Annotated in this window: 25 protein-coding genes, 1 tRNA gene and 1 pseudogene; 13 read left to right on the top strand and 14 right to left on the bottom strand. The window is 36.9% G+C overall.

Annotation, left to right across the window (positions count from 1 at the left end):
* Positions 1-42 precede the first annotated feature (42 nt).
* On the bottom strand, positions 43-423 hold the full coding sequence (locus tag H9N25_RS00820) for an START-like domain-containing protein (RefSeq protein ID WP_147226470.1): 381 nt from the start codon (positions 421-423) through the stop codon (positions 43-45).
* 1,281 nt (positions 424-1,704) lie between these two features.
* Between H9N25_RS00820 and H9N25_RS00815 the strand changes: the two genes are divergently transcribed.
* Positions 1,705-2,835: a tyrosine-type recombinase/integrase gene (locus tag H9N25_RS00815; protein ID WP_190327620.1), complete on the top strand. Its 1,131-nt coding sequence runs from the start codon at positions 1,705-1,707 to the stop codon at positions 2,833-2,835.
* Between the two features lie 29 nt (positions 2,836-2,864).
* Here the strand turns inward: H9N25_RS00815 and H9N25_RS00810 are convergent, their stop codons facing one another.
* Both H9N25_RS00810 and H9N25_RS00805 read right to left on the bottom strand, forming a co-directional pair.
* The gene (locus H9N25_RS00810) at positions 2,865-4,682 is read right to left on the bottom strand and encodes a DGQHR domain-containing protein (RefSeq protein WP_223833523.1); all 1,818 of its coding nucleotides are present in this window, start codon (positions 4,680-4,682) and stop codon (positions 2,865-2,867) included.
* Positions 4,663-5,925 carry a DNA-methyltransferase gene (locus tag H9N25_RS00805; RefSeq protein ID WP_190327619.1) on the bottom strand — a complete coding sequence of 421 codons (1,263 nt, stop codon included), beginning with the start codon at positions 5,923-5,925 and terminating at the stop codon, positions 4,663-4,665. Before H9N25_RS00805 ends, H9N25_RS00810 begins: the two co-directional genes overlap by 20 nt.
* A 134-nt stretch (positions 5,926-6,059) precedes the next feature.
* Between H9N25_RS00805 and H9N25_RS00800 the strand changes: the two genes are divergently transcribed.
* Both H9N25_RS00800 and H9N25_RS00795 read left to right on the top strand, forming a co-directional pair.
* Complete coding sequence (locus tag H9N25_RS00800) at positions 6,060-6,905, top strand: hypothetical protein (RefSeq protein WP_190327618.1); 846 nt, start codon at positions 6,060-6,062, stop codon at positions 6,903-6,905.
* 93 nt (positions 6,906-6,998) lie between these two features.
* The gene (locus H9N25_RS00795; RefSeq protein WP_190327617.1) at positions 6,999-8,084 is read left to right on the top strand and encodes an AAA family ATPase; all 1,086 of its coding nucleotides are present in this window, start codon (positions 6,999-7,001) and stop codon (positions 8,082-8,084) included.
* 340 nt (positions 8,085-8,424) lie between these two features.
* Here the strand turns inward: H9N25_RS00795 and H9N25_RS00790 are convergent, their stop codons facing one another.
* Positions 8,425-8,649, bottom strand: coding sequence for a helix-turn-helix domain-containing protein (locus tag H9N25_RS00790; protein WP_190327616.1), 225 nt, complete (start codon positions 8,647-8,649; stop codon positions 8,425-8,427).
* 89 nt (positions 8,650-8,738) lie between these two features.
* Between H9N25_RS00790 and H9N25_RS00785 the strand changes: the two genes are divergently transcribed.
* The 5 genes from H9N25_RS00785 to H9N25_RS00765 all read left to right on the top strand — a co-directional run bounded on the left by H9N25_RS00785 (position 8,739) and on the right by H9N25_RS00765 (position 11,349).
* On the top strand, positions 8,739-9,161 hold the full coding sequence (locus H9N25_RS00785; RefSeq protein WP_190327615.1) for a hypothetical protein: 423 nt from the start codon (positions 8,739-8,741) through the stop codon (positions 9,159-9,161).
* A gap of 10 nt (positions 9,162-9,171) precedes the next feature.
* Positions 9,172-9,576, top strand: a complete 405-nt coding sequence (locus H9N25_RS00780; protein ID WP_190327614.1) for a hypothetical protein — start codon at positions 9,172-9,174, stop codon at positions 9,574-9,576.
* A gap of 301 nt (positions 9,577-9,877) precedes the next feature.
* Positions 9,878-9,951 (top strand) — tRNA-Met (locus H9N25_RS00775).
* Positions 9,952-10,043: 92 nt separating this feature from the next.
* A complete protein-coding gene (locus H9N25_RS00770; RefSeq protein WP_190327613.1) occupies positions 10,044-10,436 on the top strand; it encodes a hypothetical protein in 393 nt (130 codons plus the stop codon).
* A gap of 211 nt (positions 10,437-10,647) precedes the next feature.
* Complete coding sequence (locus tag H9N25_RS00765) at positions 10,648-11,349, top strand: AbiTii domain-containing protein (protein ID WP_190327612.1); 702 nt, start codon at positions 10,648-10,650, stop codon at positions 11,347-11,349.
* A 2-nt stretch (positions 11,350-11,351) separates the two neighbouring features.
* Here H9N25_RS00765 and H9N25_RS00760 read toward each other — a convergent pair whose 3' ends face one another.
* Positions 11,352-12,275: an AbiTii domain-containing protein gene (locus tag H9N25_RS00760; RefSeq protein ID WP_190327611.1), complete on the bottom strand. Its 924-nt coding sequence runs from the start codon at positions 12,273-12,275 to the stop codon at positions 11,352-11,354.
* A 199-nt stretch (positions 12,276-12,474) separates the two neighbouring features.
* On the opposite strand from H9N25_RS00760, the pseudogene H9N25_RS00750 reads away from it, so the two are divergent.
* A pseudogene (locus H9N25_RS00750) lies at positions 12,475-13,389 on the top strand (AbiTii domain-containing protein).
* Positions 13,390-13,809: 420 nt separating this feature from the next.
* On the opposite strand, the gene H9N25_RS00745 reads toward H9N25_RS00750, so the two are convergent.
* Positions 13,810-13,998 (bottom strand): hypothetical protein, encoded by a 189-nt coding sequence (locus H9N25_RS00745; RefSeq protein WP_190327609.1) that lies wholly within the window; start codon positions 13,996-13,998, stop codon positions 13,810-13,812.
* 394 nt (positions 13,999-14,392) lie between these two features.
* Here H9N25_RS00745 and H9N25_RS00740 point away from each other — a divergent pair, with 394 nt between their 5' ends.
* On the top strand, positions 14,393-15,355 hold the full coding sequence (locus H9N25_RS00740) for a hypothetical protein (protein ID WP_190327608.1): 963 nt from the start codon (positions 14,393-14,395) through the stop codon (positions 15,353-15,355).
* Positions 15,356-16,397: 1,042 nt separating this feature from the next.
* Here the strand turns inward: H9N25_RS00740 and H9N25_RS00735 are convergent.
* From H9N25_RS00735 to H9N25_RS00705, 7 genes are all read right to left on the bottom strand, one after another.
* Entirely contained in the window at positions 16,398-18,917 is a 2,520-nt protein-coding gene (locus tag H9N25_RS00735; protein ID WP_190327607.1) for a S8 family peptidase, read from the bottom strand.
* Between the two features lie 5 nt (positions 18,918-18,922).
* Positions 18,923-19,921: an AAA family ATPase gene (locus tag H9N25_RS00730; protein WP_190327606.1), complete on the bottom strand. Its 999-nt coding sequence runs from the start codon at positions 19,919-19,921 to the stop codon at positions 18,923-18,925.
* Between the two features lie 682 nt (positions 19,922-20,603).
* On the bottom strand, positions 20,604-21,731 hold the full coding sequence (locus H9N25_RS00725) for a Gfo/Idh/MocA family protein (RefSeq protein WP_190327605.1): 1,128 nt from the start codon (positions 21,729-21,731) through the stop codon (positions 20,604-20,606).
* A gap of 28 nt (positions 21,732-21,759) precedes the next feature.
* Positions 21,760-22,755, bottom strand: a complete 996-nt coding sequence (locus H9N25_RS00720; protein ID WP_190327604.1) for a hypothetical protein — start codon at positions 22,753-22,755, stop codon at positions 21,760-21,762.
* A gap of 113 nt (positions 22,756-22,868) precedes the next feature.
* Positions 22,869-23,192 carry a nuclear transport factor 2 family protein gene (locus tag H9N25_RS00715; protein WP_190327603.1) on the bottom strand — a complete coding sequence of 108 codons (324 nt, stop codon included), beginning with the start codon at positions 23,190-23,192 and terminating at the stop codon, positions 22,869-22,871.
* Between the two features lie 252 nt (positions 23,193-23,444).
* On the bottom strand, positions 23,445-24,332 hold the full coding sequence (locus H9N25_RS00710; RefSeq protein WP_190327602.1) for a pirin family protein: 888 nt from the start codon (positions 24,330-24,332) through the stop codon (positions 23,445-23,447).
* On the bottom strand, positions 24,329-24,715 hold the full coding sequence (locus H9N25_RS00705; RefSeq protein ID WP_190327601.1) for a DoxX family protein: 387 nt from the start codon (positions 24,713-24,715) through the stop codon (positions 24,329-24,331). Before H9N25_RS00705 ends, H9N25_RS00710 begins: the two co-directional genes overlap by 4 nt.
* Positions 24,716-24,811: 96 nt before the next feature.
* Here H9N25_RS00705 and H9N25_RS00700 point away from each other — a divergent pair, with 96 nt between their 5' ends.
* Positions 24,812-25,159, top strand: coding sequence for a winged helix-turn-helix transcriptional regulator (locus H9N25_RS00700; protein ID WP_167292871.1), 348 nt, complete (start codon positions 24,812-24,814; stop codon positions 25,157-25,159).
* Between the two features lie 27 nt (positions 25,160-25,186).
* On the opposite strand, the gene H9N25_RS24235 is transcribed toward H9N25_RS00700, so the two are convergent.
* A complete protein-coding gene (locus H9N25_RS24235) occupies positions 25,187-25,333 on the bottom strand; it encodes an SDR family oxidoreductase (protein ID WP_255524534.1) in 147 nt (48 codons plus the stop codon).
* Between the two features lie 231 nt (positions 25,334-25,564).
* Between H9N25_RS24235 and H9N25_RS00690 the strand changes: the two genes are divergently transcribed.
* Together H9N25_RS00690 and H9N25_RS00685 are read left to right on the top strand one after the other, a co-directional pair.
* On the top strand, positions 25,565-26,161 hold the full coding sequence (locus H9N25_RS00690) for a prealbumin-like fold domain-containing protein (protein ID WP_167292870.1): 597 nt from the start codon (positions 25,565-25,567) through the stop codon (positions 26,159-26,161).
* 12 nt (positions 26,162-26,173) lie between these two features.
* On the top strand, positions 26,174-26,935 hold the full coding sequence (locus tag H9N25_RS00685) for a leucine-rich repeat domain-containing protein (RefSeq protein ID WP_190327600.1): 762 nt from the start codon (positions 26,174-26,176) through the stop codon (positions 26,933-26,935).
* Positions 26,936-26,978: the final 43 nt, after the last annotated feature.

The raw sequence follows: 26,978 nt of genomic DNA, 5'->3' as shown, positions 1-26,978 counted from the left end.
TATTTTTTTCACCCTACAAAGGTAAACAATACGAAGATAATATTATGCACCCAATACGCTAATCAGATAATCGATCTGGTTATCCCAGATTAATTTTTTCTCTGCCAGAAGCTCATCAGTCGTAAAATCAGTAATCGAGAGGGCAACATCATTGGTTAGTTCGTCCTGCACAATTTCCATCTCAAAATAACATTGAGGCTCATCATCCAGCCACTTAAATTTAACCAGCTTATTTTCTTTAACGGAAACAAGTTTTGCTTTTTGCTGCTCATCGTCCCAGGTAAAAGTATATACCTGATCGCGGAAATTCACATCGTCCGCAAACCATTGCGATAAGCCGTTTGGTTCACTTATAAAACTATACAATATTCTTGGTGACGATCTAACTTCGTACTCTAGTGTAAATTTTTTCTTTTCTGCCATGTTAGTACACTACCAGGATAATTTCCGGACTATTTTTTAATATTATTTTTCTAAAGAAAGGTAATTTATTCTATATCTGCAACAATATAATTTTTATTGGTTCCGAGGGCTAGTTCATGGGTTCATTTGCCATTGGTTTGGTGGTTATCGGGCTTAATCGGTTGATTGTTTAAATTGACAAACCAACTTCGGACTAGCTCCTTCCAACTCCAACCTGCTCCTTTTGCGTTATTGCGAAACCGATCCTTCATCAGCTGAAGCAATTTTACAAAAATTCTTGTAATACAGATCTTTCATTACATCCAGGGTAACAAACCATGCGGTATTCGGCACCAGATGATTCACGCCAAACGCATAACACCAAACGCTTCCTTCCCCCTTAATCGACTAAAGGCTACCAACTCAAGACTGTTTTATTGGTTAATTGTTGAAATCTGTCAACTACTTTCAGTATCGGACAGACTGTATAGCCCATTCAAAATTAATTCAGCAAACTGTATAGCTATATACGGACAAGACATTGTTTACCTTTCTCTACCCCCTTGTTTACCTTTCTCTACCTATTCTTTACCCTTTGTTTACCTTTTATTTACCCTTTCTGTACACCAAGTTAACCCCAGGGTTACCCCACGGTTACCTTTTCTTTACCCTGGCGTTACCTAATTTATTACCTAAAAGGTAAAGGATTGGCGAATATTAGCTATAGCTAAGGTTACCTTGGGGATAACTTGGTACCAACAAGGGGTAATCAATCTTTTTGAAACCATTAATTTCAGCACAAATGGTTCGCTGAAATATCCCTCACACCTACCGTAAGCATACACTTGATGGTATTTTGAGACCAGGATTGCGGTTAATTTTGCGGGTATCCGCCGAAATGCTGCGCTTTTTTGTGTTGTTAATTTTTAAAAACAGGCTTCCCTTAAGGCCCGAAATGACCATTACAGCCTCCTAAAAACAATCAAATTTACTGAGCAGTAAGGCTTTAAAGTATTTTTCAAATTTCTTTTTAATAGAATGTATATTTATTCTATATTTGCAGCTCTTAAAAATAACCACATCGATATTTACGTTATTTAGTAAATATTACCCGGCGGGGTAGCTCAGATGGTTAGAGCGCAGGATTCATAACCCTTTCAACATCGCTCTTTAGACGCAAAAACCAAGCTTTTTAGAGTAAAAATTATCTTTTGATTTGCGAATGAGAAAATTTATTTCAATCTCATTAAGAATTTTTAGAGTAACCTATTCAAGAATCTTATATGCACAATCTACAAAATCGTGTATACTACACCACAAATTTCAGCTAATGATAACTTAGCATCACGTTCATACGTATATTTTTATTATAACAAAAAACATTATAAGTTTTATAATGGCAACAAACTGAATCTACCCATATTCCCCAATCATGCTAAGACCGTTAAAGAAAGAGCTAAATTGCTCCATAAGCTACAACAGGAATACACTAAAGCCTTAAATAACAACTGGAGTCCTACAGCCTCACCTTTTTTAGATGAGGTGTTATCAACTAAGGTAGCCTTTAGTAAAGTGTTAGAAGAAAAGCTGCAATCACCTTACAGCAAGTTTTACAAGCGGGATCTAAAAACAGTTTGTGAACAATTCTTAAATTCTTTATCAAAGGAACTTTCAGAGATGAATATTAATGAATTACCTAATTCAGCAATTGAAACCTTTTTAAATCAATTTAAAAGCTCCGGGAGACATTATATGAATAAAAGGCGTTCACTATCTATCTTCTTCTCAGAATTAGTAAGAAAAGAATTTATCGGCAAAAATCCTGTTATTAAAACTCCTAAACAAAAAGCCAAAGCCAAGCTTCACGAGATTTATAAGGACGAGCAATTAAATAATGTTTTAAATTATTTAATGGAGAATCATTATAATCTATATCTATGCTCATTAATAACTTATGGCTGTTTGCTCCGTCCGCATCAAGAGGTAAGATTTTTGACTAAAAAACATATAAGTGATGATTTTACCAAGTTCAATTTATCTGGAGCAGAAAATAAAAGTGGTCGAGTAAGAACTGTGTTTATCCCTTCATATCTAAAAGAAGTATTACTCAACCATTTAAAAGAAATTGAAAATTTAGATAGTAATATTTTCACATTGACTAATGAACCATTTAATGATGATTACTTCAAGACTCAGTGGTCTAGGGCGAAAACACAAATGCTCAAAATAGGTTTAATATCAAAAAATCAAACTCTTTATTCATTTAGACATACTGCCGCAGTGAAAGTTTATAGAAAATCAAAGGACCTAAGCATACTACAGCAACTTTTAGGGCACTCAAACATGATTGTGACACTAAAATACTTAAGAGGATTAGGAGAAGCTACAAATGAGGAGTTAAAAGACGTTATGCCTGAGTTAGCATTATTTTAAAGTATTGAATGGAGGGGAAAAATCACCCTCTATTCAATTTTAAAATACTCCTTGTAAATATCCAATCCCATTTTGCGATATTGACTTGATTTATACTTTTTAAATCCAAAACCATTTATCCCTTCAAGTCTTTTCTGATACTCTTCAACTGTTGACACATTATTGGATTCTATAAGCAACCTTAGAACATTCAGAATCCCGTTAATAAAGGTCACCGTTAAGATCCCGTTTGGAGTAGCAGCACTGTAAGCGCACCACTGATCTTTATCCATTTTGGACTTAAATGCTATTAATACATCTCTAATTTTCTCAACAGTAAAATCCACATATTCTCCTAATAATTCATGTTCTTCATTATCCTTAATTTTTAACTTCACCTTATCTGGATTTTCCCAAAGATGATATGTGCTATCTTTTGATTTTATATCTTCAATTTTAATTAATGGCTTTAACCCATAACTAACTATAGAAGCAGTTTTAATTTTACCTTTTTCATACCAGTATTGCTCTATGAGATTTCCAAGTGGGCCACTTTTATTTAGACCTTGTAATATTCGTTTAGCAATAGCAACTGATGAAAATGGACTAATCATCAGCTCAATTTCTTGTGTCAATTGAGATCCAGCTTTAGCTTGTGTAGAATTAATCTCAAGAAATAAGTTTGCTTCGAATTTTAGCCTTTTAGCTACGCTTTCTTCACTGGGAAACAAAATCCCGGTGACAAGCAGATTTTGAACTCCACGTTGAGTAGAGATATGGTTTTCATATTGATCATCTCCCTCATGATAGGCATATGTCCTATGCTGACCGTCAATAATTCCTATTATATTACACTCATCATTAATTACTATGGAGGTAGGTGTTACCTCAGTAGAATTTTCACCAACAAATTGTCCATTTTTATTAAGCTTAAGTAACTCGTCATTTTTATCATACAACTTGATTTTATCTGTTGCTATAGACGAAATAATATTATTAACAAAAACCCTATCTTTATCAGTTAAATATTTTCGCATACTCGTTATCTTCTTTTGCAAAAACATCCTTTGATAGTGTCCGACATTTTCAACATCTCTCCAACCATTTTGCCTCAAAACGTAAGCTCGCTTTAATAAAGATTCTGCATCAATGTAAAAAGAAACTATTTTGTATCCTTCTTTAAATGAGCTTTTTTCTTCCGGCAAAATATGCCCTTGAAATTTATCTGAAGATTCTTTTGATGATTTTATATTTTCAGCAAAATCTTTAATTGGAATTCCTAAAAACTCCAGAAATTCAAACTTGCTAGATCTTTTAATAACCTTCGTTAGACTTTGAAAATACTTTACGATGTGGTAATCGAAATAAATTACATTTTGGACTAACCCCTTGTGTTCTAACCCAATCGTCTTTTTCGAGCAATAAAGAATTTTTAGGCGTAGCTGATTAACAGAATATTTATTCTTAATACTTTCATCGTAATATTTCTTAAAACTAGCTAGTTTTTCTTCTTTTAAAAGGAAATCAATAAAAGCTCTTTTATCTTCATTAATTTTGTCATAGAAATAGTTCTTTTTTAAAAGATGATCATTGGGATCTCCTAATGTATACTCAGTAACTAAAATTATATTTTCAAATACAAAAATGTCATCCATTTCTGACGACCTTCCATCATAAAGAAAATGCTTCCCATCTATATATGGAAGTCTTGAGAAGCCTATGTTTTTTAAGATATTAGAGATTTCATTTCTTTGATCTCTTTGTTCTTTGGCAAATAGTTTCTCTTGAGGAGATAACTTCTTTTTTACAACTTTTTTCTTCTGTATTTTCTTTTTAGCCATAGCTGAACTATAAATAATCTTTTTCATTAAGATCAACTTTGATCTCACTTATAACTTTTATTGATGGATTCAACAAATCCAACTGTTTATTAAATGAATATGTATTTGTAATTGTATATCCATTCTTACCCGTTAGATCAATTTCTTCAATCTGCACGAAATCAAACGAGGGCTCGATTCCAAATTTAGATAGTGGCTGTTTATTTATAAGGCTTTCTGCCGCAGCTAAAATTGCATCACTAGGAGTTAATGTTATAAAACGATAGGTAACTTTGATGAGTTTATTCCTTAAAGTACTTTTCTCACCTCTAACAACTATCACTTTAATATCTTTTATAGCTAGTTTTTTTTGGATACTTGCTACCAATACACGGGCATATTTTAAAGCACGTAGATTTAGAATGGTATTTTCAAAGTCATCTTGTACTCCTGTGCTTGCCAATTCGTATTCCGCACTATTCTCATCTATAGTTTTTTGTAAATAAGCCGTGAACATTTCTATATAATCTTTATTTGTCTCGAAACCTATATAATTTCGTTTCATATATGCTGATTGAGACAAAACAGTTCCACTTCCAGCAAATGGATCTAATACAATATCGTTTTCATTTGTACTAAGTTGAATCATAGTAGCAACCATATCTGTTGGTAATGGACAAAAATGACGGATATACTTATCACCCCACGATCCTTGCACTGGTATTGGAAATTCCCAAACCTCATCTAGTGCTTTCCCTTTTGGATTATATCTCTCAGGATACTTCACCCACCACTTCTTTAAATGCGCTGTATCATAAACCCGTACATTATCTTTATTGGATTTATATTTAGCCGACTTTGTGAAGAAAAGTATGTATTCGAACTTCCTTTGCATAAACCCTCCCATCGACCATGGAACAGTTTTATCTTTCTTCCATATTATTACATCCTGTAATAGCCAGCCAATCTCCTTTAATTTGCTCGACAAATCAAACGGCAATGTCACCACTTGCCCTTCTCTTTTGAAAGTATCTATTATTATCCATAAAGATCCATCTTCCTCTGTAATTTCATAAACACCGCTAAATATCAGCTTAAGATCATTTAGATAATCATCATATGTCTGACCGTATCCGACTTGATCATCAGAGTTATAATCTTTCATATCAAAATAAGGTGGCGAGGTAATAGTGGTCGCAATTTTAATGTCAGAAGGAATAGTATCTAAAATAGATCTAGCATCTTTATTATAGACCGTGTTTAATGTATTATTTATCTTGTAGGAACTCATTAAAATCTTATGGTATTTTTGTTAAGCTCTAACTTAACTTTTGTAAAAAATCGAAGTTATGCAAAGAATATTATATTACTTTAATTTCTTGATGGCAGAATACAACATTACTTATTTTTAGTAAAAAAAATCAAATGAGAAAACATCCGTTACAAGATTATATTGACCTAATAGAAAATAACAAACTTGAAATAATTGAGCATGAGTTTTTCGATGGGCAGACAATCCCTTTTTATTATAATAAAGAATATGGGCAATTCGTAGAGATAAAATGGATTAGCGAAGAAAAATACTTTAGTATTTCAATCTTTCAAAGTAACCGAGAGCCTAAAGAAATTAGATTAACACTCGGAGCTTATCTAGAAGAACACTTAATGGAATATTACAATGAATTTAAAAAAGAAACAAGAATATCATTGTTAGCGAAAAGCAATGAATATTGTGAAAATTACTCTACGTCTTTGCTAAATATCATACAACAGCTGAAAATTTCAACTAAAAAGCTCAAAAACATAGCTTTCATAGATATTATTTCTAAATATCTTGTAACTCTTGAAACCCTAATTATTAGTTTTACAAATAGCGCACTCCCAAATCAGACCAAATCAAATTCGTATAAACTTAAGTGGTATGGCAACATAAATACCTTAGCAACTCTCTTTTATGATATTTCAAATGAAGAAAATAATATAGGCAAAGCATTAATTGAATATGATAGGACTAAAATAACAAACTTTATTCTAGATAATTTTGTTGACGCTAACAATCAACAACTCTCTAGATCAACAATTTACACAATATTAGATAGAGAAAAACCAGAGAAAAGAGCAAAAAAAGAAAAGTTGATATTAAGGGATTATGGAGAGGAAACTCCTAAAGCTGAAGTGAGTAAAGGATTTAGCATTAAAATAAAGGATAAAAATGCTGGCATCGATTATCCACAAAACCCACATACTTATAAAAAGAATAAAATGGTCTAAATATGGTCTCTTTGGACTAATAGACTTTAAAATTTAGATTTATTTTGTATAGATGCGCAATTGGGCGTATTCTGTAAAAATAAATTTAAATATATGAATAGAGTTAGTGATGTTGGGTATAGAGAGGAAAATAGCCCTATTATTGAAACAAATATCCCAAAACAAAAACCCAAAAGGATGACGTGTACATTAGGGGAAATGGTAGCAAGGGTTAAAAGTGAACCGTCAATACCTATGCTGTACTCTGCTATAAAAGAGGGGTCAGTAGGGTTAGTATATGGAGTTGCAAAGACAGGAAAAACTATTTTCTGTGAAAACTTAGGCATGAGTATAGCTTCAGGAAGAGATAAATACTTAGGTAAACAAATTAATGCAGCTAATAAAAAAGTGTTGTTTGTATCTCTAGAAGAATTTTACGCACCAAGAACTGGTCGAAATATTAAACAACTGGACATTTTTAGTGATAATGAATTACAAAATATAAAAAGTAATTATTTTGTAGTCACAGAACATGCTCCAAAAGCTTTGGTGACAAAAGCGGATTGGGCATTTTTAAGAGATGAAATTGAAGAAATAAAACCTGGTATAGTTTTTATCGATTCACTCACAAGAGTTGTGGATGGACAAATTGAAAATTCAGACACAGCAAAAGATGCAATGATAACATTACGTGATATTGCTAACGATTATAAAGTAACATTAGTTATCATACATCATAGTGTTAAAATAGACCAAGAAAATGCTATGAGCCAACGAGATGTAGCAGGCAGCAGAATAATAAGCCAAGAAGTTGACTTTATCTTTGGCATAAATAAAACATCGGATAATTCACGATATATAAAACTTATATCTGCAAGGTATGCCGATGATAATAACCCGAACGTTGCAAAATTTGAGCTTGATGAGAATTTGTGGATTAACGTTACAGGAACAGTAAAAGAACAAGATTTACTTGTACCTAGGGCTGACAGAAGAAAAGATGATAGTACATATAATCAAGTGATAGATTGCGTTAAGAAATTACTAATAGATTCAGAATTAGTAAAATCAGGAGACATTAAGGATATATTAGTACCTGCTTTTATGTCGGAAAAGACCTTATATAAAAATCTTGAAAAGGGACTAGAAAGAGATGTTTTAGATTCACCAAAAAAAGGTTTTTATTGCTTTAACGCATAATAAGTTAACTAGGGTAAGTAGATACAGTAGAGTTATTAATTATCAACTGAAGATACTTACCCTACTTTATATACTTTATACTATATAAAATAATTAGAGAGTATATCTGTGATTCCCTGCCTACAACAAAGCCCCCCACTTTATTTCGAAAGAGATGAACGGGTTGGCCGTAAACTTTTAGCACAAAATAATTGCAAGTATATATTTCTTAGGCTATCAATTAATCCGATAAACGATAAGTAAATGCAATTACTTATCATTAAATTGCTTTAAATTAATATAGCTATTAATTCTTTTCACTTCTACTAATCCCCAACTAAAGCTGTCGACAAACACTCTATCAAAAATCAAATAAATCCTTAATATGAAGGTTTAATCCTTTAGCGATTGCCGAAGCCGTAGAAATAGTAGGATTCGTATCTCCAAGTTCAACATAAGAAATCTGTCTGTAATCAATACCAGAAAGCTCAGCCAACTTTTCCATAGAAAGACCTTGATCTTTTCTAAGTTGCCTTACTCTAAGCCCAAAAGCCTTTATAGCCGCTTCATCTCTAATATTAATCACGACCCCAAAGGAAAGGCAATATCTATTTAAATATTATGAAGTATATTTCATAATATTACTTTTACTTTAACAATCTAATCAATGACGTTATGCGGAAATTATTATTTATCAATTTTATTATTATCGGATTTAGTGTACTAACCTGTAGTGCGCAGAAAAATTTAGGAGTAGAAAAGTCTAAGTTAATGGATCAATTTTCTAGCGATAAATCAAAAGAGTTCTTAAGTGTAGGGAAATCACTAGACAATCAAAGCTATGTTACTTATCGAGATGCAGAACGGTTTAAGTTAAGATACATCTATCATTTTGATAAGGCAGGAATTTGTATTGCCGATGGCTTAATTATGCCTAGTGTTAATTATCCTGACCTGATAAAAGTAATTAATAAGGATTCTAACAATAAAATGGTCGAGGACGATATTTGGGAAAACAAGGTTAAAAATCTAAGAATATCCATCAGACCTATACCAAGTACAACAGACATAATATTTCAATACTCAAAATTAAATTAATACCAGAATTATGAAATATAGCGTTACCCTCAACCAGAAAAGATTCTTAATCGTATGGATATGCATCCATTCATTTGCCTTGTTTGTAAACGTAGCTAGTATATATGGTACGATTAATGAAGGAACGCAAACATTAGGATATTCAAATCTATTCACCATAAATAGCTATGAGGATGATTTTTGGCCTTTTACCAAATTTACAGAAACTGAAAGCTATATAGATTATAGCCCAAATATTTTTGATGAAATAGGCAAGCCTAAACGAGGTATATGGAGAGACAAAACCCCAAGCTTTAATGGCATTTTTACTGGGTACAATCTACCTGAATATATATTTTATATAATATTAGGGCTGGGAATTATATTCATTCCTAAAATCTGGAACGATAATAAAAAAATAATGAATGAGAAATAAATGAGAAAACAACCACCTTAATATTATCTATAAGACCTATTAATCCCCACAATCAAAGCTGATAATCTGCAAGGCAGATGTGTCACAAATGAAACAAAACAAACATAATCTTAACCAGTTATATAAGACTTCTGAATAAAAACTCTGCTAATAAACCCCACCAAAAACAATCAAATTTACTGAACAATAGCGCTTTAAAGTATTTTTCAAATTTCTTTTTAATAGAATGTATATTTATTCTATATTTGCAGCTCTTAAAAATAACCACATCGATATTTACGTTATTTAGTAAATATTACCCGGCGGGGTAGCTCAGATGGTTAGAGCGCAGGATTCATAACCCTGAGGTCGGCAGTTCGATCCTGCTCCCCGCTACTGATTAAAAAGCTCATCGAAAGATGGGCTTTTTTTGTTTAGAGCTATTTCATTTTATCTAAGCCGAGTCAGAGACTCTTTTTTATTGGCTAATGAAAGGCAAAAGAATAGACCTGTATTACCAAAGTAAATTACCTGCTTTTAAGGAATTGAGTATTGCTCTGGCCAATTATAAAAACTATTGTCTTGGAAAAACAGCGTTCTATGAGGGTAACGAATTTTCTCCCTTTATGGAAGCTCAGGGTGGAACCTTAGAACATCGTGGTCTAATTGCCCAAACAGCATCTATCAACAGTATGTATTTTTCATTGAAAAGTAGGTTGGCCGTAGAAGAGTTATTGAACCAGATGTCAGGCTTATGCAATGCAGAGCTCTATATAGCGCAGGGACAGGATGTGGGAAACCTAAAAGACGATTACTTTGAAATGTCACAGGCAGCCGAGAGATGCATCGATGGGCTATATAAAGAACTGAAACTCGGATAAAGGTATATTTATCAATGAACTGCTCATTCCACTGCGGACAGTGACCAATTTAGACCGAAAACAGTGGGCAATGTTTTCGATAATTCCCACAATGCTAAAAATAAAATTTGCCCTGCATTACCATTAGTTTATGTTGCACGATTAGTTGGATTTCATTACTTATGCTAAAATTTATTTATTATTGAAGATTGTTTTTATCTTTTTATGAAAAATGGAACGAAACCAGACTTTTCTCCTGCAACAGGTTATAGACGACTTGTTAGATCCAACTTTATCAGTCGAAGCACCTCTTTTAAAACTGAAATACTTTGCCCTTCTAGTTAAAAACAGCAAGCTTGCAGCATATACTGATTTAGAAATCAATGGCTACAAGGATGCAAAAATTCTACCAAGATATAGACAAGGACTTGCGGCATTAACAATTAATTTACAAGTAGGAATTGATAACTATAAGAAAGAATTGCCTATATCTATGATTGAAAAACCCTATGCTTCCCAACTAAAGTACCTTCCTGTCCCGGAAGGCATAAAAGTTATAGAATTTATGATCGCAAAATCTGGCCAAAAATCAGATCTTATCACTGTAGCTTTCCCAATGGAATCTTTGCATTTACTGCAAGGACCAGCCGGTAAATTATACCGCACCAACTTACGCCCTACTGTAACGGAAGCTTGGCTAACTACAAATGCGAATATCCTTGTACAGATCCCAAGTACAGTCAGATCGCGGCTTCTGGCTTTTACTATGGATATTGCTGAAAGTTTCGGATTTGACATTCAGATTTCTAAGTTTAAGGGGAATCAGATAGAGAACAACCAAATCATAAATAATTATTTCCGCAATGAGATTATCAATCAAGGTGATAGAAATATAGTCAATACAGGAAATGGTTCGTCTTTGAAAGGGAAATAATATTACCCTACATAATAAGCTTTTATTAGCTCTGCCAGCAACGACCCAGCTGCACCAATCCCAACCTGCCAGGTCCCATCTATGGATTTAGCAAGCATTTTTTTCATCCAATTATTTACCTTTTCTCCAAAACTATTTCCATTGGGCTTTTCGGTATCTATTACCATAAGTAAATCGGAGATATCCTCAGTGGCTACACCATTTTCTTTAAGGGATTTTGTCAGGGCTTCCTTATCGCCTTTAATGATGTTTATATTAGCTGTGATTTGTGAATTGGAACCAGTGTTGACAACATTGCCGTCCCCGTTATTTGTGATAGTGTTATTCATAATATAATTGATTTTAAGGTTATTATTTTTTAAATCTGCAATATCGGATTCAATTCCAAATTCTTTCTCTATCTCTAACATAAATTCCAACAACATGTCTTTGACCTTTGCTATTACGCTCGTGGCAAAATGAAAGGGAACTTTGATTCCCACACTAATAAGCTGAAAATATGGCCCATTGGAATTTCTGAGAATATCTTCAAGCGTTGCTCTCATTCCATCAGAAAATGGAAATACTAAAGAATCTAGTTTCTCTCGCCCAGGCATTTTAAAAAAACTCTCCAAAGTGTAAATACTGTCCACCGTACGAAACTGCCTAATTTGATCATCCATTTTCTCCCCCAAATCAGGTAATGGGATTGGATAATTTGTAACCATTTGTCGTCCGTTGTTGAAATCCCCAATTATTGTACCGTGAGTTATTCTGTATTCTGGGACACTATTCAAATTCGCATACCCTTTCAGCTCAGAGTTTACCCAGTCCAGAAGTCGTTTATTGCCAATCCTTGTTGCTAATACTTTCGTTTTGTTAAGCGCTACAGTAAGAGAAATTTGGTCATTGACCAGATCATTAAGGATATCACTAATTAGCTTCATTTGAAAAACGTTAAAGCGATAAATATACAAAGATTCTAATTGAGATAATTTAATAATGTCCACAGAATGGATTGGCTTCTATTGCACCCATATCTTTAGATTGAAAATTCATTTTTTATGAGAATTTTGCTTAAGTATACTTTAGCATTTCTGAATTGTCAAAGGTCAAGTTTTTATATATTCGCAACAATTAAAAGCCATGAAATTAGTCAGTGATATAATTAACGAGCTTATGGACTTGGCATCGCCGATGTCTAGCGCTCTTTTTAAAACGAAGGTACTCGCCTCAAGAATCCAGAACGAAACATTACAAACTTGGGTGAATAATGAACTTAAGGGTTATGAAAGAGAGGCGAATCTGCCCGATTACCGCAAGACTGAAGGGTTTCCAAAAGGAAACTTTATGAACGGATGGATGCAGTATAAAAATACCCCTATTCCAATTGGCCATCTCACAAGGTAAGAAGCAAGTGACCTATGTAAGATAGTTATACTTGATAGCATATCTGCTGTTGAAGATCTGGTTACAAAAAAGGGAGTTAAGGTGAGTTTGACTGCATATAAACGATCTAGTCTGGAACAATCGATTGTCAACATGGGCAATCCACAATTTCAAATTCTGGATGTTCACCTTGAAATCCCTGCTGCTTTTTTATCTAACATTTTAGCAGCGGTGCGGTCCCGGCTTTTGGAATTCATGTTAGAAATTGAAAATCGGTTTGGCCAGGAATCGCAGATTGAAGATCTCAGATCTAAAAATACTCAGGTTACCAATATTGTGAATAACACTATTACTAATAATGGAGACGGTGTACTAATTACCACAGGCTCAAAGAATGACGTTTCAGCAAAGATTAATGTAACCAAAGGAAATCATCAACATTTGGCTGAAGAAATGAATGGTAAGTCGATTACAAAAGAAGACATTGACGAACTTTTAGCAGTCATTGACAAGCAGATCCCTGATGATCTTGATAAATATAGCGATGAGGTAAATGCATGGATAAAAAAAATGTTGGGCAAGTCTTTAGATGGTAGTTGGGATGTTCAATTTGGAAATGCCGGAGGTCTCCTTAGCACCATTTTAGCTAAGTATTATGGCTTACCGTTTTAACTATCTATTGAATTGAAAATCATGCTCTTGATGAACGAAAAATTTCATCCAATTATGTGATCACATACGTTTACACCTCAGTTCGTCTTCTACCCATTTAAGCTTCTTTTTGTTTTCAAAGAAATCAGCTACTCTCGCTAAATCTTGTAAATCTGGCAAAAAGTTTTCCGTTACATGCCCAGCGTAGGCTACTAAAACGGCAAAAAGCCTTGAAGTTCGAACTCTTTCCTCGAAAGAAGCTCAAATTCAAGGCTTTTTCTTTTTATGATGGTTTTTCATGAAAAGAAAAAAACATACATAAATGCAGTATTAACTGAAAATGAGGCAATTATTAGTTCGATCCTGCTTGGGTTAACCCAAACGGTGAAAATTTTATTAAACACTGGCTAACAGACGTTTATGATTCGGACTAACAAACCGCTATGGTTTCCTTTGTTGATTTTCTTTCTTAAAATGATCCTCAACGATTATCTTTGAAAATCTTTTTAGTGTTCGAACTATCTCTTCAGCTTCACTGTCAGAAAAGTGTTTAAACATAGGTAAAGCCTTAACTTCTTGAATAGTAATATCATTAAAGCGACTGAAATTTAAGTCATCTTGATTTTCCATAATTATTTTTAGAACTAAACTAGGTGAAAAACAACTGTGAAAGGAACTCGAATTAAATGACTAAAACCATATTTAGACTTTCTGTACGTGCAGAGCATTCCTGAATTTATCGCACAGAAAAATTTTTCTTTAACATCCTCACTTAAGCGACCCCAAGGTTTCCTAGTCAAATTTTTTGCTTTGTCTTTGTTTTTTGTCGCCATTTTTCAGTTTTTAATGACAAGCTATAGTAGGACGAGACAGTGGCCTCTATAATACTTTTCACATCTAAAAAAAACTGAATATTGTTGCTTTTACAAACCAAAAGTACATTAAGGATGACTAGTTATTTAGATTGTGCAGTGTATAATTTTACAGAAAAATAGATATCTTAATCGATGTTAAAAATTCACAAATGAATTCATATTACAAAGACAGTTTTATATTCTTTCGAGAAGCGTGCTCCAAGATGGACGAAAACATCACAAAAGAAGTAATTATTCAGATTTCGTTAAATCTTGCTTTAGGTTTTGAAAGGTTGCTTAAAGGTATCTTGGTTGACAAAAACCCAATATTTATACTAGTAGACCCTAGCTTTGAAAATTCCTTTAAAGCCTTGTTTCAGGATCTGCCTTTATATGTAAAAGACAATAAAAAAACTCCAGAAAAAGATGGCAATCAGGATACTATCACTTTCAGAACCAGCGTAATTAGGGCAAAGTCATTTTCAAAAATTGTCCTGGGAAATGAAAGTAAACTATTTGCTATTTCTAAAGCTCGAGATATAATCGCGCACTCAGAACTTAAATATCTAGATTTGAATCTATTAGAAAGCATTATAAAAGTCGATTTTATAAATGTTATAGAAGATTTCTCAAAAGAATTAGAAATTCCTCTTGTGAAATTTGTCGGTGGCAATAAAAGTAAGCTCTCAAAAATTTCTATTCTATCAGAAAAAAACTTGTTTTTGAAGATTGATAAACTCATCGCCCATCATAAATCTGTCTGGGAAGAACATAAAAATCATGAAGGGTATGTTACAAAACAAAAGAAAGTCACCTCTTCTTTAGCTCTTTCAAAATATACAGGAACAATAAAATGTCCTGCCTGCTTGCAAACTGCAATAGTACAATTAAAACCAATTTCAGAGTATGATTCATTTTTAGAACAAAACATACTTTTAAGATACGATGTTACCGCCTTGATTTGTAAGTTTTGCAAGTTGAATACACGAGATTTAGCAATTTTAAATGCATTAGGTATTCCAAATGAGTCCATCAATAAGGCTTGCGTTTCCTGTGAAGATAGGTTAACTTCTAACGAAAGTGGAATTTGTAACGATTGCGAAAAAAAAAGCAACGATTTATTGTGGTTTTAGATTGACATGCTTAGACCTCATAACCAGTTAAAAATAAGGCCTTTTGTTATAAAGAGTATTTAGCTTAAGAGTCTAGCTATTGATTGACAACGGTCTTTCCCATTGCCCCGAAAATAGGCGCGTTATTTTTATTGTTGACACCTTTTCAAAATATTCTCAAATTTTCTGAGAGACTTTCATTTCACCGCTAGCATCACTGAGATGATTTTCTCCTATACCGGAGTTCGTTTTCAGCCCAAGCTAGACATTTTCTCTTTTCGAAAAAATCAGATACCCTTGGGGATTTCGCTGATAGTATGCACCGATTCTCATTTCAGGCTGTACACCTCTTTTTTTGCCATCTGGTCTTGATGGTATCTTAAAGACTAACCCGAATATATCCAATCCGGTCCAATCTGACTTGGTCATTTTTCAACCAGCATTTACAGTCTTTGGTTCATCCCCCTTCCCCTAATTCTCTAAAAGGCAATATTCAGGACCTAAAAGGACTTTTCGACTCCGACTAATGAAAAATATCCCCCCGATAAAAATACCCCAACAAAAGATTTATAAGTTTCGATTTTAAGGCCAGTAGCGCATTGACAATTTAGTTTCTCCATGTAAAACAAAATGAGTCCGGTCAATCTTCCAAAAATCTTAAAGCCACTTAAAATGAATCGATTGGCAATTTTGGAACGAAGTATAGTGAAAAATATTGACCGAAAAAGCTGGCCACGATGAGCGAAAACAGGTGGATACTGTTAGCGAAATCCCCAGCCATAGAATATTCACAGAAGCTGAAGCATCTATTGCGCCTAGTGGATTATGTAAAACTGGAGCGGTGGTTAAAGATTTTATAGACCACTCTGCCCTTTACCAAACTTATTTATCCAGTGTCCATTTTATATAGTGCCGATCTTCTAATCCAATGGACGTACCACCAAGCAGACCTTTCAACCAGCTTTTAATCATATAACAAATCGGCTGGGACACCTACCTTAAAATAGATAGAATCCGCAATTCGTGTTTACTAAAAATCACCTTACTTATAAAGCATGCTTACTTAGACATTTATTTCCTGTTCAAGCTCTACTCTATTTTCAACTTCAAACTGTTGATAAATAGGAATATTTTTATCTAATGCCTCAAAACTAACAACCAATGAGTATGATGTTTCTGACTTTAAGTCTTTATCCCAACCGTGGTGACCAACGACAGCAATACAGAATTCATCAGGTAATTTATTTGAACTGACTATCGTCCAATCCTTTTGGGTGGTACTGTCTTGCCGTTTTACATCACGAACAATCCCATTATTACCACGATTAAAGATAGTCCATGGAAGCCCATTTTTACCCCCGCCATTTATTACTTTAGGATTGTCTATTGATTTTATCACGCGGTTGCAAAAATCCTGATAGCTTTCATCTGGCGTTGAAATTTCCCAGCTAAGCCAAGAACTTAGGTATGATTTAGTATATTTTCGTGTACGTCGAACAGTGGATCTATAGTTCAAGGTTATCTCAAGAAGAATTTCATTATCAAGACCAGGACGATTAACTGCTTTGGGGACCTTGATCATAAATACATCAGCACCTTTCGCTGTAACAATACCCTCTGTCAAAAACGTTACACGATTCTCAGAATTTTGAGTAGCACGTTGTAGGGTCGGAATTCCGTACCCCATGCACTTTAGGTCATTAAGGTCAGGGTGACGAAACTTATTTTCTGGCAAACGAGCAGCCTGTACGATTAATGCTTTATAAGAAATAGCACTGAGCAAAGGAAACTCTTTAAGAAGCCAACCAGCGATGTGTGTGACCATTGGTGCGGCAAAAGAAGTTCCAACAGAACTTTTGGAAATAGCGCCCCCACCTCCTAAGGTTGAAGAAACTAGTTCGGGACTTACAGATTCATGATTTGTCAGAAGTTTAGCCCCGGCTTTTTCATGAACGAAGTCACCTCCATATTCCACAACATCTGGCTTAATCATATCCCACAACCCGAGCCCAGCACGAGAAAAGCTTGAAGGTAAGTCCCTGGTTCCGAAGGATTTTTTATCCAAATCATCGTAATTTCCATGGCATACTGAGCCTACCGTCAAACTGAATGCGGAAATCGCTGGATTAGAAATTTTGGAGGAACTCAAACCAAATAAATATTTTGGGTAGACTGGCCCAGAAGCAAGTAGCTCTTTTAATCCGGGATTGGGTAAGGGTGAGGATCGAGAAATATTTCCGGCTGCAATAATAAACAACTTTCCTTTTTCATAACTTATCTTATCTATAGTGGCAGCCCAAGGTGTCATGTGCGTACCTGCAAAGGCAGTATCACTTGCAATTGATAAATTAAAAACTCGCGTAGGATGAAATTTTTCAACAATATCGATCATCAATTGAGCTGGATCCACACCCGATGGTAATTCGTTGTTTGCGTTTAATACTCTCGCATTCTGTATCCAAAAAGGAAGTTGGTGTGTTCCATTTTTAGGTATTAATTTTCCATAAAGTACTGCTCCAGCTACCTTTGTGCCATGTCCACCTCCGTTCACCCTATCTGCAACGGAAACATCCCCTGGCACGAATGAAAAAGAGGTTCCAGCATCCATTGCTGGTTCTAAAAGTCGATGTTGTTCTTGTATCCCGCTGTCAATTACACAAATTTTTGGGGCATCTGCCTCAGGTGGTTCCAGTTCTGGAGCGATTTCAACTAGCCCATCCGCTAAGCCTTCAGGCAATTTATAAGAGTCAATTTCACCCAATTCATACAAATAAGGAAATGACAGAGCTATATCTTTTAATCCTTTGCCAACAATCCGAAACGAAACGTAATAGCTGTCCTCAAAATCGATATAACCACTTATCTGTTCGCCTCCATACAAAGCTATAAGATCATCAAGTTTGTCCTGTCTGGCAAAAGCTTCATCATCTCTAGCCTCCCTCGCCGCATCCCTCTCAGCTTCCCAGTTAGCTATTCTCCCTAAAAAATCATCCTCTGATTGGTTTTCCTTTCTAACAGGATAATCATTAATAAATTTATAACATGCAATTCCTGCATAAACCACATATTCTTCTTCATCGAGAATTTGGTCCCACTTGTTACTTAATTGAGGTGTAAGTATTTGATCCAAGCGCCACTGTAATCCGTCATTGATCTGCCACATCTGTGCGGCCTTGTCCTTGTATCTTCCTTTGCTTTCGAGGAATTGTTCAATTTTCTTTCTAAGGGAATTAAAATCATCAACCGAAACCCCAATGATATAGCCATTTTCCTGCTCTGACAAAATTTCAATTCCCCAGTGTCTAATCGACTCTAAGGTAAACGCATCTAAATCTATCTGAAGGTATATTGGTCTAATTTCTGAATCATACAATTCTGGCAACCCTGCTTCTCTTCTCGTCTCCAAATGGTTATCCCAAGAGCTTTGCAAATGGGTTAGTTGGGACTTGAGCATGTTGCCATGATTTTTTCTATTTTTCAGATTGGCAACTGTTAGTGGATTAGGATTTGAGCTTCCTCCAACTGGAAAATTGTACGCGCCGAAAAGTTTACGTGTGAGGTTGAGATGCGGAAATTCAGGCATTTGGTTTAGGGTTTATTATATAGTTGATTCTCTGATAAAGATGTACTAAAGTGCTTTTTAGACACGACTCCATTTCCATGAATAACAGAATTTTTAGCTGCATCATTCGCGATTTTGACGATTAAAGCAGCTGAAAATCCCTCCATATCCGAGGCAATTTGGCTCCAAGATATATCCTTGTCAATTTTGATACTTGAAAGAGTGGATCTCAATATTCTCTCAATTTCAGGCACCCCGGGTTTTGGGATTTCGATAATATCATCAAACCGTCTGAAAAGGGCTTTATCTAGCGACCCCTCTAAATTAGTTGTTGCTACAACAATCCCAGGGCCTTCATAATCTTCAAGAACATTTAGCAAAATGTTTACTATTCTGTGCATTTCTCCAACATCCTGTTTATTTTCCCTAGATTTTGCGATGAAATCAAATTCATCCAAAAGCAGAACACATGGGTAGTTAATAATCATCTCGAATAATTTTTTCAAATTACTTGCAGATTCACCCAAATAGGAGGAAATTATTGCTTCAAATCGGACCTTTAAAAACGGTAAACCAATATTCCATGCAATCCTTTCAGCACTCATGCTTTTGCCACAACCTGGCGCACCATGTAGCAGAATACGACATCGATGTTTTAATCCAAACTGCGCGAGTCTTTCCCTTGCTACAAACTCCTGTTCAATTCTTTTGATCTTGTATTCTGTGGGCACATTGAGGATCATTTCGTGACGGAGATCATCACGTTTTATTTCGAATGCAAGAGGAATGTTATTCCGTTTATCAGTTGGAATATTTGTTGAACTACCGAAAATATTTTTGAGTTCACCCTTAAAATGTTGGTTACTTTGAACATTTTTAGCAAGTATAGTTTTTAGTCTGTCCGCTAACTTTGCGTGGCCCTTTGTACGTTCATCCTCAATGATCGTCTCGGCAACCTTTACAATATCGTCGTTTTGATCGCCATCAATAGAACGGAAAAGACGGACTAGCAAGTCTTGATTCATAGGTTTACCTTAAGAGTATTATGTTAATAAATATAGAAAAATATTTTTGATCTCCTAGACAAAGATACTGCAAATGCCTAAGTTTTATATCATCCAAACTCATCTTAGTCTCATTTTCAATAAGGTTTACAAATAGACATATACCAACTCCTGTAGGCTAAATTAGCCAGCAGTCAATAGAGTTTCAAAAATATTTGGCAAACAATTATTAGTGGGAAAGTAAATTCAGTACGGTACAAAAAGTGAAAAAGAATCACTATCCCTGAAATCCCCAGCAATATCTCCAAATCCTCATTATTAAAACTAATTAGAGAATGGAATTTGCATTATCATACAACAATCTTCATCAAAATTTTAGTTCGACAATTGCCTAGTAACCATCTTTCAAATCTTAAAATAATTTGCAACTTTCGCCAACTCCTGCAAATCAGACAAGAAAAAGTTCGAAATTTGTCCAGTAACGGCTACCAAGACAGCAAAAAGCCTTGAAAGTCGAGCCTTTCCTTTAAAAGGAGCTCAATTTCAAGGCTTTTTCTTTTTATGATATTTTCTTATGAAAATAAAATAACAGGCATAAACCTGTTATTTATTGAAAATAAAGCAATTAAGAGTTCGATCCTGCTTGAATTAACCCAACCTGCAATATTGGATCATATATATGATTTATATGATTATCAAGCAATTAAGATTCGACATCTTTATCATCACTCCTCATCCACGCTTCTTTTCTCTCTTGCGAGGATTTCTCGATACGGTCAACCAATTCATGAAGCGCAACACCATCCTCGAAATCCGGCGCTTTTCTTGAACCCGTACGGATATCTTCGGCGATCAAGGCATACAGATGGCCAACATTCCGGGCTCCTGAAAAAGACGGCCATCCGCTGTAGGCACTGGCAGGCGGCATAAGTGTTTTCATTTCTTTTTCTTCTCCCCTCGCGCCTCTGATAGCCAGTTGAACAATTTGGCCATGACCATTTTCACCTGTTACCTGCAAATCACCGGCTGTACCGTTGATCTCCCATAGTAAGTTAGTTCCCCGTGTTATGCCGCCACGGTAGTGCACAGATAAGGCGGCACCGCTTTTAAGCGCACCATGTATCAATATCTGGTCCTGGGCATTTTTAAGCTTTAACACTCCTGTATCGGTCAACCTGACCTGGTCAAACTGGGTCAGCATCCGGGCCGACAGCTGTTCAATACTTCCCAATACCTCCGTTAAGCCCACCAGCGTATGGGCTAAAGGTATGGCTTGCATTGTTGCACCATTAGCCTGATCATGGAGGTAATAAAGATCCGCTGTCGTTTCATTTCCCCAGCTACCCCCGGCACCGATCAGCGTAGTGGATAATACCTTACCTACATAGCCATCTGCTATAAGTTGCTTTAGGTAGGTCACCTCCGGCGCGTAGCGCATCTGTGTTCCGATTGCAGCGATAACGCCTTTCTGCCTGGCCAACGCTGCCAGTTTCCTGCCTTCCACTAGTCCGTTTCCCAAAGGCCATTCGCAAAAAACATGTTTGCCCGCATTCAGTGCTGCACTGACCAGGTCAAAGTGATATGGGACTTTTACTGTTACCACGACCAGGTCAATCTCGCTTGAGCTAACCAGTGATTGCGCATCCTTAAAGGCAAGGGGAAGATTTAAGGTCTGTGCTGTTTTTTTTGAGCTCTCGTAACTTCGGTTGGCCACTCCAATGATCTCGAAGTCATCAGACAATGACCTCAAAGCGGGTAAGTGGGCTGCTGCTGCCCAGTGGCTGTCGGGATTAAGCCCGATGAACCCTATGCGGATTTTTTGCTTATTCATATGATGATGGGTGTTGTTAAAACATAAATTATTCAGCCTTCGCGTAAAAATATTGCATAAGGGGAATGCGCGAACTGACAGCGACAGATTTGATCGGTTCGTAGCTGAAGATCTCTTTGCCCCCATTCTGAATCGTGATCCTGAAAGGCTGTTTAAGTTTTTTGGTAAAATGGGTAACGGTGAGGTATTCCGCCAGGTCTTCGTGCCAGCTGGAGGTAGCATATAGTGAGACAAAAGGCTTTTTGGCAGCTGATTCGTAGATCTCCCGTGCGAGATGTACAGGCAATAACCTGGCCCCGCCGCGAAAGCGGCTCTGCGAGGTGAGGGTGTCAGCGAGGTTTGCATTTAGCTGAGTCCGGTCTGTCCAGATGCCTTGTCTAAAGTTTTTTTTCAGGTCTGCCTCCCTGTCAAATGTCCCCCTGGTTTTATTCATTCCCAGCAGGTCAAGGGAGCCATCTACAACATGGGTCGCCTCGTGCAGAAGTACATAAATTATCGCGTCAAGCCTGCCTGCATCGATGGAAACCTGCAAACTTGGGTTATCTTTTTCATAATAGCCCATTTCCTTCCAGGTTAGCCACTGGGAGACATCCTGTTTTAAAATCTCTGCCCTAAAAGTGATAGTGAAAACGGGGAATGGGCTCTCCGGGTTCATCGTTGCAGTCAGCGCTGTATTGGGCATGTTATCCAGAAAACTGATACCCAGCAGGTGGTCCTTCAAGACACGGGTGTGCAGTGGGGGAAGCATTTTAAAGGCCCTGACGACCTTAAGACTGTCGGCTTTGCTAAGTCTGTGGAGTGTCGGGGACATCCCAGCATCCCGGAATTTATTGATTATTTCGGGCGGTGTACTCCCGATCCTTGCGGTAAGTGGTTTAGAAGGATCAAGCCCGTACTTTTTTTGAACAACTGTTTTATCACTCAGATCAAGGCTTGCCGATTGGCCCTTGATGATCAGGGGAGAAATGAAAAGTGTGCTGAATAGTATCAGTATTGTGGTGCAGGTATTTGTTTTGATTGACATTTGGATTATGGTGAAAAAATAGCAATGCTGCCGGAGAAGAACAACTTCCATTGCTGCATTGCTTTGTTCAGGTGATTGGCAATTGTGTTCAGGCAGATGCGCTTTAACACCAGCTATCCGGTGATTTTTAGTGATCCGACCAGCCCGTTCTGAAACGTGAAATTAAAGCGAAGTACCGCGGGGCTACCGGGAAATGTTCCCGAAACCTCCGCTTCAAGTACCGAGCCATTTGCACTATCATTATAGCTGATCGGTTTTAGCACGCTCTGATACTCCTGGTTTGATTTTTCTATCCAGTTCTGGATTTCCTGTTTTCCGTTATGTGTCTTTCCTTCGTCGAATACTACGGCATCGTCTGAAAAAAGGGAAGCATAAGCTGCTCCGTTGTGGATGTTCTGTGCTTCCACTAAGTCTGATATTAATTTTGGTAGGTTCATAATATTTATTTTTAAATTAACATATTGATGTACAAATTTCGATAGTACCTGTATAACCTGCAATAAGGGAACTACGATTCAGATAGGGAATAATTTATCCCTATTGATTGGTAGCTGGTCTACACATATCTTTGATACATGTATGAAAAAAAGACTTTTCCGAACCTCAACTGCGGACTGGACCTGGTAGCTGAAGTGCTTTATGGCAAGTGGAAGATCAGGCTTTTGTGGTTCATCAACGAAGGCTTTCTGTTAAGTAGCCTTTGAATCAATGCCCCCATCTGAATGATATGTAATCTTCTGCTCATCTGACAAGTCGTTCAAATGTGGGAACTGTCCATCTTTAAACTTCCGGTACAGCAAAGCGATTTCTTCCATCGAGTCGGCTACGAAAGGTCCGTGCTGGACAACGGGAACGTGATGCGGCTGTCCAGCATACAGCACAAAATGGGTATCCTCATCCGGTGCCTCCAGGGTGAGCCGGCCACTGCCTTTTTCATCCATTCCTTCAAGCCAGCCAGCTTGCCCAGAACTGATAATTTTACCCCCCACCTTTACCCGGCCTTGAAGCACATAGACCAGGCCATGATACTGCAATGGAATTTCCTGATTTACCAACGCAAGCTTTTTCAGCCTGAAGTCAATCAGGGTAAATGGTGTATGGGTTTTCAAGGAAGAGACCAAACCGTTGCTACTGCCACTGTAAACACGGATTTCGTATTCGCCGGTCCTAATTGTTGGCACATCTTCGAGTAATATTTTTTGCAAAAAAGGCTGGGCATGCCGCTGTTCAGGTGGTAATACCAGCCACACCTGTAAGATACGCAGCTTTTGTTTTGAGGTGATCTCCTCGGTGTGGACAATTCCCTTTCCAGCCGTCATCAGCTCAAAACTTCCCGTTTTCCATTCCCGGTCATTACCTTCCAGCACCAGGGTCAGGGTCTCAAATCCAGCGTGGGGATGTGCTCCACCAACTGGCGCTCCACCGGGCAGGTCCAATACGTCATCCATAAACAGGATAAAAGGATCGCTGTTTTTATAGCTTACACCATCAAGGACAGCCATCGCTTTGTGTCCATTGCCCAAAAATCCGTTGTGCCAGTGGTTCTCAGTAATTATTGATATGCTTCTGTTTCTCATAATTGTTCAATATTTTTTGCCGGAAAAATTCTTTGTCCCAGTTCAGGAAAACGCACGATAACCGTGGCCCAAAGTAAAGCCTGGACAGAAACTACCATTGCTATGGGTTGCTGGTGCTGCAGGTGGGTTACAATGGCTCCGCCCAGATAGGCCACTAAGCGCATTGTTCCCGGCATCCCTGTTCTTGGAATGATGAAAAGCAGCAGCGAGAGGATTTCGATCACACCTATAAACTGATAAGTCGCCGTATTGATGCCGAACGCAACGGCCTGGGCCAGGGCAGTATCATTCAGCGTAATTTTCATTGTGGCACTCATCGTGAGGAGCAGGCCTAATATGGCCGTCAAAATCCACCCTGTAACTTTGATTGTTTTCTGTGACATGACTATCAACTGTTGATTAAGCCACAAATTTCCGAACAAATACTATACATTTGTTATCTGTTACAAAAAGGATAGTACTTACAAAAAGAATAGTATATGGCAAAACATACGATCGAAAGTTGTGCAAAAGCCAAAATGGCAATACGTGATACGCTGGATATAGTGGGCGGAAAATGGAAATTAGTCTTGATTTCAGTGCTTCAGAGCGGCAAAAAAGGATTCAATGAGTTATCCAGGGAAGCGGCCATATCCCCTCGCATCCTGTCCAAGGAATTGCAGGAAATGGAAATGAACGGACTGGTAAGCCGAAAGGTATGCGACACTAAACCCGTTACTGTCCAGTACGAACTCACGCCTTACAGCGAAACCCTGGATGATGTATTGACAGCAATGGAAAAATGGGGATTCCAGCACAGGAATAACATCATCCAAGGTATAAAATAATCACGAACTGGTTACGGGAATGGTGTACTAAATGGTAGGGATGGTGCCGCCATCGATTACGAATGCTGTACCCGTTAGATAACCTGCCCTTGGAGAAACAAGGAAGCTTACCAGTTCCGCTACCTCTTCCGGCTCGGCGGGTCTGCCATACGGAATCCCGCCCAAAACATCCATCACACCTTGGGTAGCCTGTTCAATTGAATTGCTGAGCTTTGCGATATTCGCTCCATCATTCTCTTGGCACCATCAGTCATGATCCAACCCGGAGATACCGTTAACACCCTGACACCTTTCGAAGCCACCTCCCAAATCGTAAAAAAACCATTGATGCCTGAAAAATTCTAGTTTTCCGGTATTTTCTTTTTATCTCGGATTAGTTAAATTTACCTATCTAAAATTATAGCTATGAAGCGAATAGGTATTTTATTTACACTGTTAAATTTTTATTGTGTAATTGTAATGGCCCAGGAAGAACCAGTCCCTGTTTTCCCTTCCTCGCCGTTCAATAGGGATCAAGCAGATGCTATGCTAAATGCAGGAACAGCTATGTTACATGGCGTGGTCACTAAGAAGAAAAAGAACCCGGACAATACCTATTTGGGTATTGTCGTAATACTTTTCCCCTGCACACCCTATTTTGATGAATGGTATGAGCTGCAAAAGAAGAACAAAAAAGGCAAAACATTTGCAATGATGTCACCCGATGCTTACTCCTACCGCATACTGACAAAAGCCTCGGATAAGGATGGTAGGTTCGAGTTCCGGAATTTAAAACCTGGAAGGTACTACTTGCAAACAATGGTACGTCAAGGTAAGATGAAAGAAATGTGGAATCAGGTAGGTACTTCGACTTCTGTTGGTTATAATATATATGGGCAGGCGGTCACTTCTTATTCCCGACCTATATATGAGGACTTTAAGTTGTTCTATGAGACAAATGACCTGGTGAAAAACTTTGTTGAAATTACATCAGAGGGACAGGTTGTAAATGTTAAGCTTTAAAAAACACTAATTATGATGTCCATTAAAATACTGTTTGGCTGTATCTTATTTTCGCTAAGCCTATCCTCGGCCAGCGCTCAAATCGTAAATTTCCCTGACCCGAGTTTCAAACAGGCTCTCATTAAAAAGAAAGTGGATACCAACAATGATGGGGAGATACAGGTAGCCGAAGCGGAGAAGGTTACCAAATTATACCTGGAAGAGACTGGTTTTTCATCTATGGAAGGCATAAAAAGCTTTAGGAACCTTGAGGAATTCGGCACTTACAAAAACAAAATCAGGCAGGTGGATCTGCAAGGGATGACCAGCCTTAAGCGCCTGTACCTTGTGGGCAGTGAAATAGAAATATTGAATATAACAGGCTGCCTGAATCTTGAGCACTTATCGCTGACAGGTAATAGGCTTAAGGACATAGATATAACGAAGTTTAAAAAACTGACAGAGCTTAGCTTGAATTACAACCAATTTACCAGGATAGAGGTAAGCAATTATCCTGAGCTGAAGACACTAAACGTTTCTGACAATAGTATTACCGATTTTAAGATTAGTGGTTGCCCCAAACTGCAATCGCTGTTCATCCGGAAAAACAAAATAGCAGGGAATTTAGATCTTACTGGATTTCCTGCGCTACAAATTTTTTCTGCAGACAACAATTTGCTTTCATCTGTAAATATCCATGGCTTAAAAAAACTGGAGTCTTTTTCCTGCCTGTATTGTAATGTTACAACATTAAATTTAAGCGGAGCTGAGAACCTGATCGATCTAATATGGTAGGTTAAGTAGATAGGTTAACCAAGGTACAAAACACGGACCTGCT

The sequence above is a fragment of the Pedobacter riviphilus genome (assembly GCF_014692875.1).
Taxonomy (GTDB): Bacteria; Bacteroidota; Bacteroidia; order Sphingobacteriales; family Sphingobacteriaceae; genus Pedobacter; species Pedobacter riviphilus.
Note: the sequence above shows the minus strand (reverse complement) of the source record. Positions and strands in the feature narration are given on the sequence as shown.